This is a genomic window from Actinoallomurus acaciae (assembly GCF_042429965.1).
In the GTDB taxonomy this organism is placed as follows: Bacteria; Actinomycetota; Actinomycetes; order Streptosporangiales; family Streptosporangiaceae; genus Actinoallomurus; species Actinoallomurus acaciae.
On sequence record NZ_JBHLZP010000191.1, the window covers coordinates 1 to 14,466 of the forward strand.

A 14,466-nucleotide genomic window follows, 5' to 3' on the forward strand; every position below is an offset into this window, starting at 1 on the left:
CGGGAAACGCGCGGCCGCGGAGCGACCTGCCAGGAAACGCGCGGCCGCCGCCGAGGAACGCCCCGCCGACGAACCCGCCGCCGAGGAACCCCCGCCGCGCCGGCGGCGCGAGCGCGGCATCGAGGGTGGCGACGATGTCTGACCTGGCGATCATCGCGATCAAGCTGGTGCTGGTCGTGGTGGCGTTCCTCGTGCTGCCGTTGGTCGTCGGGCAGGTCGAGCACAAGGCGATGGCCCACATGCAGGGCCGCCTCGGCCCGATGTACGCCGGGGGCTTCCACGGGTGGGCCCAGCTCGTCGCGGACGGCGTGAAGTTCGCCCAGAAGGAGGACGTCGTCCCGGCCGAGGCCGACCGCCGGATCTTCAGCCTCGCCCCGGCCGTGGCGCTCATCCCGTACCTGGTCGTGCTCATCGTGATCCCGGTCGGACCGCACGGCCAGGTGGGCGTGTCCCTCGACCCGGGCCTGTTCTTCGCCCTGGCCATGATCGGGGTGGCGGTGCTCGGCGCCCTGATGGCGGGCTGGTCGAGCGCGAACAAGTACAGCCTCCTCGGCGGCATGCGGGTGGCCGCCCAGCTGCTGTCGTACGAGCTGCCGATGGTGCTGGCCGCCTCGTCGGTGGCGATGGCCGCGGGCACGCTGAACCTCTCGCGGATCGTCGACCACTGGGAGTGGTGGTGGCTGCCCTGGCAGGCGATCGGCGGCGTGGTGTTCTTCATCGCCGGCCTCGCCGAGCTGCGCCGTCCGCCGTTCGACATGCCGGTGGCCGACAGCGAGATCATCTTCGGCCCGTACACCGAGTACACCGGCCTGCGTTTCGCGTTCTTCCTGCTGGCCGAGTACGCCGGGATCGTGGTGCTGTCGGCGCTGACGACCGTGCTGTTCCTCGGCGGCTGGAAGGGCCCGGTGATGAACACCGAGCTCGGCTGGCTGTGGACGCTGATCAAGGTGATGATCCTGGCGTTCGTCGTCATCTGGCTCCGTGTCAGCTACCCCCGCATGCGCGAGGACCAGCTGCAAAAGCTCGCCTGGGCCGGCCTGGTGCCGCTCGCCCTGGCCCAGCTCGCCCTCACCGGCGTGATCAAGCTCGCGATCGCCTAGATCCCCAAATAGCGCAGGACGGCGAGGACCCGGCGGTGGTCGTCGCCGGACGGTGGCAGGTCCAGCTTGAGGAAGATGTTGGCGATGTGCTTCTCCACCGCGCGGTCGGAGACGACGAGGGTCTTGGCGATCGCCGCGTTGGTGCGGCCCTCGGCCATCAGGCCCAGCACCTCGCGTTCCCGCGGGGTCAGGGAGCGCACGCCGCCCCGGCCAGCGTTCAGCAGGTGCCCGACGACCTCCGGGTCCAGGGCGGTGCCGCCGGAGGCGACGCGGTGCAGCGCGTCCACGAAGTCGTCGATGTCACCGACCCGCTCCTTCAGCAGGTAGCCGACCCCGGCCGGCGACCCGGCGAGCAGGTCGGTGGCGAAGCGCGTCTCGATGTACTGCGAGAACAGCAGGAGGCCCAGGCCCGGATGGTCGCGACGCAGGTCGATCGCGGCGCGCAGGCCCTCGTCGGTGTGCGTGGGCGGCATGCGGATGTCGATGACGGCGGCGTCCGGACGGTGCTCGGCGACCGCCGCGCGCAGCGCGTCGGCGTCGCCGACGCCCGCGACGACCTCGTGGCCGCGTGCGGTCAGCAGGTGCGCCAGGCCGTCACGGAGGATGGCGGCGTCGTCGGCGATCACAATGCGCATGGTGGCTTTCAGGCGTGCGAGGGAAGTTCGACGGTGACCACGGTAGGGCCACCTGGTGGGCTGGAGACGTCGAGCCGCCCGTCCACCGTACGAACGCGGTCGAGCAGGCCGGACAGCCCCGAACCGGTACCGGGCGCCGCCCCGCCGCGGCCGTCATCGTGGACGCGCAGGCACAGCCGGTCGCCGTCTTGGGCGACGGAGAGCCGGACCCGGGTCGCGCCGCTGTGCTTGGCGACGTTGGCGAGCAGTTCGGCGGCGCAGAAGTAGGCGATCGACTCGATCGCGGCGGTGGGCCGCGCCGACAGGGCGATCTCCGTCTCGACCGGCACCGTGGAACGCGCGGCGAGGGTGGTGAGGGCGGTGTCCAGACCGTGGTCGAGCGAGGGCGGGTGGATGCCGCGGACGAGTTCGCGCAACTCCACGACGGCCTCCCTGGCGGTGGCTCGCGCGGTGTCCACGAGCGCGCGTGCGGCGTCGTCGGCGACGGCGTCGCGCACCATCGTGAGCTGCATGGTCAGCGCGATCAGTCGTACCTGGGCGCCGTCGTGCAGGTCGCGTTCGATCCGGCGCAGAGTGGCCGCCGCGTCGTCGACGGCACGCGCCCGCGTCTCCTCCAGGTCCCGTACGCGCTCCTGCAGCCCGCGCCGCCCGAGCAGCCATCGCGCCAGCATGCGGTCGGGGATCGTGGCCACGTGCACGGCCCACGGCGCCAGGAACAGCAGGGCCACCCCGCCGACGAACATGAGCGCGCCGTTGTCGAACAGGGGGTGCGAACCAGGCGCGCCCTGGTTGAGATCGAGCGCGTTCTGCAGGGGGCGGGTGACCAGGATCACGCCCCAGACCCAGGTGAGCGCGAGGACGTACACCTGGAGGGCGACGACGGGGAGCTTCAGCAGCAGGTGGCCCATCGTGCGCCAGCCGGCCGTGTCGCTGAGCCGCGCCTGCATCCGGCCGAGCGGCCCCGGCGTGGCCACCGGCCGTGCGGGCGCCTCGATCCGCTCGCCGAGGAACCGCCCGGCCAGCCACCGGTGCAGGCCGCCGATCCGCCGCGCCCCCACCAGCCCGGCCGCCAGCAGCGGGAACCCCGCGGCGGTGACGGCCAGACCGGCGCCGAGCACCAGCGTCGCCACCACGTACCCGAAACCGAGGGCGGCCAGCGGCGTGCTGACCAGCACGTACGCGAGCTCAACCCAGGCCCGGCGGCTGACCGGCGCCCGCAGGATCGTCGCGAAGTTCATGGGCCGATCGGCCGGCGGGCCGGACCGAGGTCGAGCACGGCGATCGGCCACGCGATGATCGGCAGGTCGAGCAGACCTCGCAGCCGCCTCATGGCAGACGCCACGGCGAAGCGTGGCCGGTCGCGGTCATCTCTGGCCTCATGTCCCCAATGCTCGCGTGCAGGCCCCACCAGGTCGATCGTGCCAGTACGGGCAGGCGGGGGTGGGGTCAGCCCCACCCGTCAGCGGACGAACACGGCGTACTCGGCGATGTCGGAGACGACGGACGGCGGCAGGTCGCATCGCACGGCGACCTCCTCGGCGGAGACGAACCCGCCGCCCTGGCCACGGGACTGCATGATCCGGTCGACCATCTCGTACGTCAGGCCGGGCAGCCGGCTCAGCACCTCCGGCGGCACGTGGTTCACGTCGATCAGACCTCCGTCGTCGAACTGCCGGGGCATCAGGTCGGGTCGGCCGATGCGCAGCTCACGCGCGAGGACGGGGTCCTCGGCCACGATCTTGCGCGCGGCATCCCGCAGCGAACGCCGCTGCCGCGCCATGGCGACGACCTGCTCGTTCATCTGGCCGCGCATGTCGGGCCGGGGGTAGATCCGCGGCCGGGCGATCAGCGCGTGGGCCGTGCCGACCGTCCAGGTGAGGATGAACAGCAACAGCCCGAGCCCGATACCGGCGACACTTCCGGAGCCGAACCCGAGGACCGTGCCGACCACGCCGGCGCCGTACCCGGCCGCCGCGACACCGAGGGCGGGTGACCTGCGGCGCAGAGCGGCGTAGAGGAAGGACACGGGGGCACCGAAGCCGGCGGTGAGCAGCGGAACCACCGCCCAGCCCAGGCCCTGCGACGGTGGCGACGGCGGCTGGGGAACACCCATCGGCGGCCTCATCGGAGGCCGCGGCGACGGTGAGGGCCAGCCCATACGTCGATCGTACGGCGGCACCGGCCGGAAGTGACTCACGCTTTGTCTGACGGATCGGGCGGGCGTGAGGTTTCCGTCCTCCCAGTGTGATCCCTCATGCCACGGAATCATGTGTGACCGAAGGGGCGTACGAGGCGGGCTCCGGTTTGCCAACGGGCACGGATAAGCAATCATGGTGACCCGTGGCACGCTTTCCCGGATCCGGTCTGGCAAAGGGCCTCGCGGTCACGCTGCGGACGATGACACGCCGTTCCATCACGCGGCAGTACCCCGAGGTTCAACCCGACCTGCCGCCACGCAGCCGCGGCGTCATCGCCCTCTTCGAGGAGAACTGCACCGTCTGCATGCTGTGTGCCCGGGAGTGCCCCGACTGGTGCATCTACATCGACTCCCACAAGGAGACGCTGCCCGCGCCCGAGGGCGGCCGGCCGCGGGTGCGGAACGTCCTCGACCGGTTCGCCATCGACTTCGCGCTCTGCATGTACTGCGGGATCTGCATCGAGGCCTGCCCCTTCGACGCGTTGTTCTGGTCGCCGGAGTTCGAGTACGCCGAGTACGACATCGCCGAGCTGACCCACGAACGCGAGCGGCTGCGCGAATGGATGTGGACGGTGCCCCCGCCGCCCGCGCACGACAAGGGCGCCGAACCACCCCGCGAGCTGCCCAAGGACCGGCTCTCCACGGGCGGGGGCAAGGCCCGGTGAGCGCTGCCGACATCGTCATCCTGGCGCTCGGCGTGGTGGCCATCGGCTCCGGCGTCATGGTCGTGAGCACCCGCCAGCTCGTGCACGCCGCACTCTGGCTCGTCGTCTCCTTCGGCGCGCTGGCGGCCTCGTACGTCGTCCTCGCCGCGGAGTTCGTCGCCTGGGTGCAGGTGCTGATCTACGTCGGGGCGGTCGTGGTCCTGCTGCTGTTCGGCATCATGCTGACCCGGGCGCCGATCGGCCGTTCGGAGGACCTGGATTCGGGCAACCGGATCGTCGCGCTCATCACCGCCGCCGCGACCGCCGTCGTCCTCGTCACCACGCTCGTGCGCGGCTTCCGCGACGCCTACTTCCCGCTCAAGGCGAGGGTCGGCAACGGCAGCTCCAGTGTCATCGGCGCCGGGATCTTCCGGACCTGGGTGCTGCCCTTCGAGGCCCTGTCCGTGCTCCTGCTGGCCGCGCTCATCGGCGCGATCGTGCTCTCCCGCTCCGACATCGGCCCCCAGCAGGCCGAACCGGAGCCCGAGCCCGCGCAGCCCGAGCGTCCCCGCGGCCGCACCCCCGGCCCGCTCGCGCGCCGGAAGCCGCGCGGCGCCGACGACGAGGACACGATCGTGATCTCCCGAATAGACGAGGGGGTCTGAGGATGCACCTCGTCTACCCGGTCGTCATCGCGGCGGTCCTGTTCTCGGTGGGCGTGTACGGCGTGCTCGCCCGCCGCAACGCGATCCTCGTGCTCATGTCCGTCGAGCTCATGCTCAACGCGGTCAACCTCAACCTCGTCGTGTTCGACATGAGCTGGGCCGACCGGCTGCACGGCGGGCAGGTGCACACGCTGTTCGTGATCGTGCTGGCCGCCGCGGAGGTCGGGCTCGGGCTCGCGCTCGTCCTGCTGATCTACCGCAACCGCCAGACGGTCGACGTCGACCGTCTGCGCACGCTCCACGAGGACAGAGAAGAAGAAGGAGCACGCCAGTGATCGTCCTGGCGGCCGCCGCGGTTCTGCTGCCGTTCGCCGCCGCGTTCATCGGCATGATCTTCGGGCCGACCATCTCGCACCTGCTGACCCCGCTCGCCCGCCGTCTCCGCCGGAGCGCCCCGCCGGGCACGGAGCGGGCACGGGCGCGGATCCTCGCCCGGCGGCTGCCCGCCAACGGCCCGGCCCTGGTCGCGGTGCTGCCGGTCGCGGCCTCCACGGTCCTGGCCGCGGTGGTCGCCGTGGTCCAGTGGCAGCACCCGCAGACCCGCACGGGCACGCTCACCACCGTACGGACCGGCGGGATCCCGTTCGGCGTGTCCCTCGAGGTCGACGGCACGGCTGCGGTCGTCGCCCTGCTGGTCTGCTGCGTCGCGCTGGCCGTACAGATCTACTCGGTCGCGTACATGCGCGACGACCCGCGCTACTCCTCCTACGCCGCGTTCATCAGCCTGTTCACCGCGGCGATGCTCCTCGTCGTGCTGTCGGGCGACCTGCTGGCGCTGTACGTCGGCTGGGAGGTCATGGGTGTCTGCTCCTACTTCCTGATCGGCCACTACTGGCACGACCGGGCGACCTCCAAGGCGGCGGTCAAGGCGTTCCTGGTGACCCGCCTCGGCGACGTCGGCTTCCTGTTCGGCATCTTCGTCCTCGGCCTCGGCGCCCGCTCCTTCGAGATCCACACGGTGCTGAGCCGCGTGCCCTCGATGTCGCACACCACGCTCGTCGCGGGCACGCTCCTGCTGCTCTGCGGCGTCGCGGGCAAGAGCGCCCAGTTCCCGCTGCACACCTGGCTGCCGGACGCCATGGCCGGCCCCACCCCGGTCAGCGCGTTGATCCACGCCGCCACGATGGTCGCGGCCGGCATCTACGTCGTCGCCCGCCTCTACCCGGCGTTCCTGTTCGCCCCGGCGACACTGGCCGTCCTCGGGGTCATCGCCGCGATCTCGATGCTCGGCGCCGCGCTGGCCGCCCTCGCCCAGGACGACCTGAAGCGCGTCCTGGCCTACTCCACGATCAGCCAGCTCGCGTACATGGGCGGCGGCCTGGCGGTCGGCACCCGCGACGGCGCGCTGTTCCACCTGCTGGCGCACGGGGCGTTCAAGGCGCTGCTGTTCCTGGGCGCCGGCTGCGTCATCGTCGCGGTCGGCTCGAACATGCTGACCGCCATGGGCGGCCTGCGCCACGCCATGCCGGTGACGTTCTGGTCGATGACGGTCGGCTTCGCGGCCCTGGCCGGCGTGCCGCCCGCGAGCGGCTTCTTCAGCAAGGACACCATCCTCTCCCAGGCCTGGCACGCGGCACGGCAGCCCGGGGCGAGGCGCGACTTCGGCTGGTTCGCCTACTCCCCGCTGGCGGCGGGCGGCCACGCCGGTCCGGCCGTTCCGCCCTGGACGGGCTGGCTGGTGCTCGTCGCCGGGCTGCTCACCGCCGCCGTCACCGCCGCGTACGCCACCCGCACCTGGCTCGTGGCGTTCTTCGGCGAACGCCGCTCTGCCGCGGGCGCGGGCGAGGCGACCGGGCTGATGCGCTGGCCCGTGGCGGCGCTCGCCGTCCCCGCGCTGGTCCTCGGCTTCCTCGGGCTCGGCAGCGACGAGCTGCGGCCCGAGCTCGGCATGGCGCTCGTGTCACTGCTGTTCGTGCTCGCGGGCGGTGGCGCGGTCTTCCTGGTCTGGAACCGCGACCCGGCGCTGGATCCGGTGCGCCTGCTGGGTCCGGCCCGCCCGCTGCTGCGCGACGGATTCCGCCTCGACGCCGTCTACGACGTCCTGGTCGTACGCCCGGTCGTGGCGCTCGCGGAGATGGTCGTCCACACCGACGAGCGGGCGGTCGACGCCGCCGTCGTGGGCACCGGCCGTGGCGCGCGGTGGCTCGGCGGCCTGCTGCGCCGCACCGAGAACGGCAACCCGCAGACGTACATATCGGGGGTCCTGGCGGGCGTGGTGCTCATCGTTCTCGCGGTGGTGGTGCTCACATGATCCTCACGGCGATGCTGGTCGTGCCGTTCGTGGGCGCTCTGCTCACGCTGTTCTCTCCCGGAGGAAGCCAGCCCCGGCTCACCCGGCTGGCCCGGCTGCACGGCCTGTTCTTCTCGGCGGTGACGCTGGTGCTGGCCGTCGTCGCGGCGGCGATGTTCGACTACGGCCGGCGCGGCCCGCAGCTCGGCCTCGACCGCACGTGGGCGGCCTCCATCGGCCTGCGCTTCCACCTCGGCGTCGACGGCATCTCCCTGCCGCTCGTCGTGCTCACCGCGGCGCTGACGTTCCTGTGCATGGTCTACACCGCGCGGGTGCTGCCGGCCGCCGACGAAGGCGCCGGCTCGCCGCGGGCGCTGATCGGGCTGATCCTGCTGCTCGAGGTCGGCATGCTCGGCACGTTCGTCTCGCTCGACCTCGTGCTGTTCTTCGTCTTCTTCGAGGTCGTCCTGATCCCGATGTACTTCGTGATCGCGCACTGGGGCGGATCGCCCGGGGCACGCGAACGCGCGCGGGCGGCGGCGAACAAGTTCATCCTCTACACCCTGCTCGGCTCCGGCTTCCTGCTCGTCGGCATCCTGCTGATCGCGGTGAACGCCCACACGCTCGACATGACGACGCTCGCCACGCGCCACGGCGCGGGTCTGTCGCACAATGTGCAGCTCGCCGCGTTCGGCCTGGTCGCCATCGGGTTCGCGGTCAAGACGCCGATGTGGCCGCTGCACACCTGGCTCCCGGACGCGCACACCGAGGCGCCGACCGTCGGCTCGGTCCTGCTCGCCGGCGTCCTGCTGAAGATGGGCACGTACGGCTTCGTCCGCATCGCGGTGCCGGACGTCCCGGAGGGCGCGCGGGTCCTGGCCCCCTGGCTCGGCCTTCTCGCGGTCATCGGGATCATCTACGGCGCGCTCGCCTGCCTGGCCCAGCGCGAGCTCAAGCGCATGATCGCCTACTCCTCGATCGGCCACATGGGCTTCGTGCTGCTCGGCATCGCGACGCTCACGCCGGTCGGCGTCAACGCCGCGCTGTTCGGCAACATCGCGCACGGACTCATCACCGGCCTGCTGTTCTTCGTCGCGGGCGCGGTCAAGGAGCGGTACGGCACCGGCGACCTCGACGTCCTCGGCGGCGGCATGCTCGCCAAGGCGCCGTACCTCGCCTCCATCCTCACGTTCGCGGCGGTGGCGAGCCTCGGCCTGCCGGGCCTGGCCGGGTTCTGGGGCGAGATGCTCGCGCTGCTCGGCGCGTACCAGCCGCACGCCGGGCTGCCGCGCGCGACGTACGTGACGTTCATGGCCCTGGGCGGTCTCGGCGCGGTCCTCACCGCCGCGTACTTCCTGCGCCTGCTCTCCCGGGTCACCCACGGCCCGGTCGCCGAGCGCTGGGTCCGTACGCGGTTCGCCGACGTCCGCGCGCACGAGCTGCTCGCCTGGACCCCGCTCATCACCGCCACGCTGTTCATCGGCCTGTGGCCCAAGACGCTCCTCGACCTCACCGACGGCGCCGTACGCGTGCTCCTGGGGGGCCAATGACCGAGCGGAGCGAGGGAATCGAAGGACGCGCTCCCCTGGTCGCTCCTCCGACGAAGGAGGATCCATGATCCAGGCGATCGACTACCTCGCGATCCTGCCGACGCTGATCGTCGCGGTCGGCTCCGTGGCGGTGCTCATGGCCGACGCGTTCGGCACGCCCCGGCGCGTCACCGGTCTGCTGACGGTCCTCATCCTCGCCGCGGCGGCCGTCGCGCTCGTGCCCGGCCACGGCCGTACGACGTTCTGCACCGGCCGGTCCTGCTCCTACGTCGCCGACGACTTCGCCACGCTCTTCCAGGCGATCATGCTGCTGACGGCGCTCGTGGTCGTCCTGCTGTCGCACGGGGAGATCGGACGTTCGGCGCTGCCGGCCGGGGAGTACCACTTCCTGCTGCTCGCCGCCGTCACCGGCGCACTGCTGCTGGCCTCGGGCCGTGACCTGATCACGCTCGTCGTCGCGCTGGAGACCCTGTCGCTGCCGGTGTTCGCGCTGGTGGCCCTGCGCCGCCACGACGGCGTGGCGAGTGAGGCGGCGCTCAAGCTCTTCCTCGTGTCGGTCGTGTCGTCGGCGGTGACGCTGTTCGGCATCAGCCTCGTGTACGGCGTGACCGGCGCGATGCACCTCGACCGGGTCGCCGCCGGGCTGGCGCGCGTACCGGCCGACCTCAAGCCGGTCGCCGCGGTCGGCGTCGTCGCGGTGATCGCCGGGTTCGGCTTCAAAGTCGCGGCGGTGCCCTTCCACTTCTGGGCGCCGGACGTCTACCAGGGCGCGCCGCTGCCGGTCGCGGCGTTCCTGTCGGTCGTGTCGAAGGCGGGCGGGTTCGCCGGCCTGACGCTGGTCCTCACCGCCGGGTTCTGGCCGCTCGGCGGCACCTGGGGGCCGCTGCTCGGCGTGCTGGCGGCGGTCACGATGACGCTCGGCAACCTGCTCGCCCTGCGCCAGCGCGACGTCGTGCGCCTGCTCGCCTGGTCGTCGGTGGCCCAGTCGGGCTTCATGCTGGCGCCGCTGGCCGGCGGCACCCGCGTCCGGCCGCACGAGTGGATGACGGCGACGGCCGCGTATGTCGCCATCTACGCGATCATGAACATCGGCGCCTTCGGGGTGGTCACCGTCGTCGCCCGGCGCGGCCGGCGCCACCTCGACGGCTACCGTGGCCTGGCCCGCGCCAACCCGGGCCTCGCGATCGCCCTGGCGTTCTTCCTCGTCTGCCTGGCCGGCCTGCCGCCGGGCGTCATGGGCCTGTTCGCCAAGGTGGTCGTCTTCAGGGCGGCGATCGGCGGCGCCGCGACCTGGCTCGCCGTGGTCATGGCGGTGAACACCGTGCTCGGCCTTTACTACTACCTGGGCTGGGCGGCACGCCTCTTCGCTCCCGCTGAGCGGCCGGAGACGGTGCGCGTCGGCCGTTCGGGGGGCATCGCCATCGCGGTCTCCCTGGCCGGAGCGCTCGTCGTGTCGGCGGCTCCTGAGCTGGTCCTCCACGCGGCCGCGCTGGCCGTCCCGTAAGGGGGAACATTTCTCCTGGTCAGACCGTTTTATAAACGGGAGCCTGGGGAGGTTTTCAAGGTGCGGTTCAACGGCGTCCGTACGGCGGTCCTGCTCGGCGCGCTGTCGGCACTGATCGTTGTCGTCGGAGGCGCGCTCGGCGGACGCACCGGCCTGACCGTCGCGGTCGCGATAGCGCTGATCACCAATGGTGTCGCCTATTTCGCGAGCGACCGCATCGCACTTTCGGCCATGCGCGCCCGGCAGGTCAGCGAGGTCGAGCAGCCGGTGATGTACCGCATCGTGCGCGAGCTGTCCACGGCCGCCCGCGCGCCGATGCCACGGCTCTACGTCTCACCGACGGTGGCGCCCAACGCCTTCGCCACGGGCCGTAACCCGCGCAACGCGGCGGTCTGCTGCACCATGGGCATCCTGGAGATCCTCGACGAACGCGAGCTGCGGGCCGTGCTCGCCCACGAGCTGTCGCACGTCTACAACCGCGACATCCTGATCTCCTCGGTGGCCGGCGCGCTCGCCGCGGTCGTCACCTGGGCCGCCAACCTCGCGTGGTTCCTGCCGCTCGGCAACTCCGACGACGAGGAGGGCGGCGTCCTCGGCGCGCTGCTGCTGATGCTGCTCGGCCCGATCGCCGCGACGATCGTGCAACTGGCCATCAGCCGCACCCGTGAGTTCCAGGCGGACTCCTCCGGCGCCCGGCTCTGCGGCGACCCGCTGGCCCTCGCCTCGGCCCTGCGCAAGATCGAGCACGGCACACGGCGACTCCCGCTGCCCGAAGACGGCCGCCTGGCCTCGGTCAGCCACCTCATGATCGCCAACCCGTTCCGCGGCGAGGGCATCGTCCGCCTGTTCTCCACCCACCCGCCGACGGCCGAGCGCATCGCCCGCCTGGAGCAGATGGCCGGCTACCGCCGATAAGCGCGGCGAGACGCTTCCTAGGCGTACTGACCATGGCGGTTGGCGTGCACGTCGTCATCAATCCGTGCCAGCGGCGGTCCACCGCCCGATGACCGCAGCCGATGACCGCGGGGACAAAGGTCAGGAACCGGCCTGATCGGTTTCTAGCGTGACCGCATGAGCATCACGCCCTTTCGCCTCGACATTCCCCAAGCCGACCTTGACGACCTGGACGACCGGCTGGCGCGCACCCGCCTGCCCAGGTCGATGCCGCCCGGGGACGGATGTAGCCGCGGCGTCCCCGCCGACCTCGTCGCGGAGCTGGCCGATCACTGGCGTACGAAGTACGACTGGCGCGGGCACGAGGCGGAGCTGAACGAGTTCCCGCAGTACACCACCGAGATCGACGGCCAGGACGTGCATTTCCTCCAGGTCCGCTCACCGGAGCCGGACGCCCTTCCGCTGATCCTCACCCACGGCTGGCCGAACTCGATCGTGGAGTTCATCCGGCTCATCGGCCCGCTCACCGACCCGCGTGCCCACGGCCGTGACCCCGGCCGGGCGTTCCACGTGGTGGCGCCGTCGGTACCGGGGTTCGGGTTCTCCGCTCCGCCGCGCGAGACGGGCTGGACCCCCTCGCGCGTGGCGCGAACCTGGGTGGAGCTGATGCGCCGCCTCGGCTACGACCGGTACGGAGCCCAGGGCGGCGACCTGGGCGCGTACGTCGCCCCGGAGGTCGCCAAGGCCGCTCCGGAGCACGTGGCCGGCGTGTACGTCATCAGCGGGCTCGGCTTCCCCACCGAGGCCGACGTCCCCGAGATGAGTGAGGAGGAGCAGGCCGCGTACGCGCGGATGATGCAGCAGGACTGGGCCAACGGCGTGGACCACCACGCGCTCCTGCGCGCCGCGCCGCAGACCTTCGCCTACGGATGGCACGACTCACCGGTCGCGGCCCTGGCCTGGATGCTGCAGAAGTTCCACGAGTTCAACGCCGGCGGCAGGCCGCTGGAGGAGGCCATCGACCGCGACCTGTTCCTGACCAACCTGACGCTCTACTGGCTCACCGGGACGTTCGGAACCTCGTCGTGGCCCTACTACGACAGCGCCGCCTCGGCGTGGCCGGAGGGCCAGACGCCGGTACCCACCGGGGTGTACAGCGGGCCGCCCGGGATCCGCCGGCTCGCCGAACGCGGCAACACCATCGTCCACTGGCCGGAGGACAACCCCGCCGGTCACCACTTCATCGCCATGGACCGCCCCGACGACCTCGCCGCCGACATCGGAAGGTTCTTCGCCAAGGTCCGCTGAGCCGGAGCGCCGCGGCCGGACTGGACGATCAGTCGCCGTCCGGCAGCGGCCGTACGTTCCCGGCGATCAGCGCGGCGAGCGCCAGCAGCACGGCGACCGCGGTGAGCGCCCGCAACACGGTGAACCGCTGGCCGAGGAACCCGATCAGCGGTGGCCCGCCGAGGAACGCGCCGTACCCGATCGAGGCGATCACGCTGACGCGCGCGGGCGCCCGGGCAGGGTCGTCGGACCCGGCGCTCATCCCGACCGGGAAGCCCAGTGAGGTGCCCGCGCCCCACAGGACCGCGCCGGCGAAGGCGACCGGCGTGGACGGCCCGAACACGAAGAGCAGCAGCCCGGCGACGGCCAGCAGAGAGATCGCCCGGACCACCGCGACCCGCCCGTACCGGTCGAGCAGGCCGGGTCCGGCCCACCGGCCGACGGTCATCGCCGCGAGGAACGCCGCGAACCCGAGCGTGCCGAGGGTGGCGTCCGCGTGGTGGCCGTCGATGAGCGCCACGCTGATCCAGTCGTTTCCGGTGCCCTCGGCGAAGGCGAACGCGAGGACGAACAGCCCGATCAGCAGCGTACGGGGCTCGGCCCAGGCGTTCCGGACGCGGCCGGACTCTTCCGCGGCGTCGTCGTCCCGGTCGGGCACGAACCCTCGGACCGCGAGCGGTACCACCGCCGCCACGACGACCGCCACACCCAGCAGGTGGGCGGTGACGGGGACGCGCAGCGCGACCATTCCGGCGCCGATGACCGCCCCGGCGACCGTACCCAGGCTGAACCCGGCGTGGAACCGGGACATGATCGAGCGGTTCAGCAGACGTTCGACGCGGGCGCCCTGGACGTTCATGGCGACGTCCCACGCGCCGTTGCCCAAGCCGATCAGGAACAGCCCGCCGACGACCGGCGGCACGCCGACCAGGTAGCCGAAGGAGACGATCACCAGCCCGGCGGACAGGAGCAGGGCCATCGCGGAGACCATGCGGCGCGACCCGAGGCGGGCGAGCACCGGCCCGGACAGCGGCAGGGACAGCACCGACCCCGCCGCGATGGCGAGCAGCAGGAGCCCGAGCTCGGAGGGCTCCAGGCGCAGCCGGTCCCGGACCTGGGGAATGCGCGCGGCCCAGCTGGCGAACGAGACGCCGGTTCCGAAGAAGGCGATGTATGTGGCGCGGGTGGCGGCCCGTACCCGCGCGGGCGAGGGGGCGGTCCCGGACAGGATCAAAGCGCGTCCTTGAAATGGGGGAAACTGCCCTAGTGCGGGGGTAATCAACGGTATGCCCAACGCCGGTCTGGGCGGGCCATCGGCACGCCCCGGTGGCGTCCGTCACCAGAACGGGTCCGTGCGATCGTGGGCGCGGTTCCGTACGCGGTCGTGGATCGCGCGCAGCCACGGCTCGCGGACCTCGGGCAGCCGCGCCAGCGTCTGGAGGAAGACGCGCCGGTCGGGCCGGAAACGCGTGGACGGCAGCAGCGGGGGCGGGTCGTCCCGCCGGGCGTCATCGGGCAGCCGTCCCGCCCCGGGAACGGGTCTGCGGTCGTGGTGGCGGGCGAGGTAGGCCCAGACCTCGGCGGCCAGCGGCACCGTCCCTCCCGCGTGCGGCCAGGTCTCACCGGTCCGCGGATGCCGGGGGACGAGCGCGAGGTCGGCGTTGGCGGGGCGGCCCGGTCCGGCCAGGTCCAGGTCCTTC

The 14,466-nt window shown here is 72.1% G+C and carries 13 protein-coding genes and 1 pseudogene; 9 read left to right on the plus strand and 5 right to left on the minus strand.

Translation table 11 applies throughout. The features are described 5' to 3' along the window. Nucleotides 1-134: 134 nt before the first annotated feature. Nucleotides 135-1,100: an NADH-quinone oxidoreductase subunit NuoH gene (gene nuoH, locus ACFFNX_RS24220; protein WP_378206507.1), complete on the plus strand. Its 966-nt coding sequence runs from the start codon at nt 135-137 to the stop codon at nt 1,098-1,100. On the opposite strand, the gene ACFFNX_RS24225 is transcribed toward nuoH, so the two are convergent. The 3 genes from ACFFNX_RS24225 to ACFFNX_RS24235 all read right to left on the minus strand — a co-directional run bounded on the left by ACFFNX_RS24225 (nt 1,097) and on the right by ACFFNX_RS24235 (nt 3,848). Then, a complete protein-coding gene (locus ACFFNX_RS24225; RefSeq protein ID WP_378206510.1) occupies nt 1,097-1,735 on the minus strand; it encodes a LuxR C-terminal-related transcriptional regulator in 639 nt (212 codons plus the stop codon). The genes nuoH and ACFFNX_RS24225 overlap by 4 nt on opposite strands. 8 nt (nt 1,736-1,743) lie before the next feature. Continuing rightward, entirely contained in the window at nt 1,744-2,973 is a 1,230-nt protein-coding gene (locus ACFFNX_RS24230) for a sensor histidine kinase (protein WP_378206513.1), read from the minus strand. A gap of 221 nt (nt 2,974-3,194) precedes the next feature. Next, the gene (locus ACFFNX_RS24235) at nt 3,195-3,848 is read right to left on the minus strand and encodes a ComEA family DNA-binding protein (protein ID WP_378206516.1); all 654 of its coding nucleotides are present in this window, start codon (nt 3,846-3,848) and stop codon (nt 3,195-3,197) included. A 284-nt stretch (nt 3,849-4,132) separates the two neighbouring features. Here ACFFNX_RS24235 and ACFFNX_RS24240 point away from each other — a divergent pair, with 284 nt between their 5' ends. The 8 genes from ACFFNX_RS24240 (at nt 4,133) to ACFFNX_RS24275 (ending at nt 12,787) form a co-directional block, all read left to right on the plus strand. Next, nucleotides 4,133-4,597, plus strand: a complete 465-nt coding sequence (locus tag ACFFNX_RS24240) for a 4Fe-4S binding protein (RefSeq protein ID WP_378206519.1) — start codon at nt 4,133-4,135, stop codon at nt 4,595-4,597. Beyond that, nucleotides 4,594-5,241 carry an NADH-quinone oxidoreductase subunit J family protein gene (locus tag ACFFNX_RS24245; protein ID WP_378206522.1) on the plus strand — a complete coding sequence of 216 codons (648 nt, stop codon included), beginning with the start codon at nt 4,594-4,596 and terminating at the stop codon, nt 5,239-5,241. Before ACFFNX_RS24240 ends, ACFFNX_RS24245 begins: the two co-directional genes overlap by 4 nt. A gap of 2 nt (nt 5,242-5,243) precedes the next feature. After that, entirely contained in the window at nt 5,244-5,576 is a 333-nt protein-coding gene (nuoK, locus tag ACFFNX_RS24250; RefSeq protein WP_378206525.1) for an NADH-quinone oxidoreductase subunit NuoK, read from the plus strand. Further along, on the plus strand, nt 5,573-7,552 hold the full coding sequence (locus tag ACFFNX_RS24255) for an NADH-quinone oxidoreductase subunit 5 family protein (RefSeq protein ID WP_378206528.1): 1,980 nt from the start codon (nt 5,573-5,575) through the stop codon (nt 7,550-7,552). Before nuoK ends, ACFFNX_RS24255 begins: the two co-directional genes overlap by 4 nt. Further along, nucleotides 7,549-9,081, plus strand: a complete 1,533-nt coding sequence (locus ACFFNX_RS24260) for a complex I subunit 4 family protein (protein ID WP_378206532.1) — start codon at nt 7,549-7,551, stop codon at nt 9,079-9,081. Before ACFFNX_RS24255 ends, ACFFNX_RS24260 begins: the two co-directional genes overlap by 4 nt. A 64-nt stretch (nt 9,082-9,145) precedes the next feature. Continuing rightward, entirely contained in the window at nt 9,146-10,585 is a 1,440-nt protein-coding gene (locus ACFFNX_RS24265) for an NADH-quinone oxidoreductase subunit N (protein WP_378206535.1), read from the plus strand. A 60-nt stretch (nt 10,586-10,645) separates the two neighbouring features. Further along, complete coding sequence (htpX, locus tag ACFFNX_RS24270) at nt 10,646-11,500, plus strand: zinc metalloprotease HtpX (protein WP_378206538.1); 855 nt, start codon at nt 10,646-10,648, stop codon at nt 11,498-11,500. Nucleotides 11,501-11,656: 156 nt separating this feature from the next. After that, nucleotides 11,657-12,787 carry an epoxide hydrolase family protein gene (locus ACFFNX_RS24275; protein WP_378206541.1) on the plus strand — a complete coding sequence of 377 codons (1,131 nt, stop codon included), beginning with the start codon at nt 11,657-11,659 and terminating at the stop codon, nt 12,785-12,787. 28 nt (nt 12,788-12,815) lie between these two features. Here ACFFNX_RS24275 and ACFFNX_RS24280 read toward each other — a convergent pair whose 3' ends face one another. Next, complete coding sequence (locus ACFFNX_RS24280; RefSeq protein WP_378206544.1) at nt 12,816-14,000, minus strand: MFS transporter; 1,185 nt, start codon at nt 13,998-14,000, stop codon at nt 12,816-12,818. A gap of 102 nt (nt 14,001-14,102) precedes the next feature. Further along, nucleotides 14,103-14,466, minus strand: a pseudogene (locus ACFFNX_RS24285) (hypothetical protein); the annotation flags it as partial.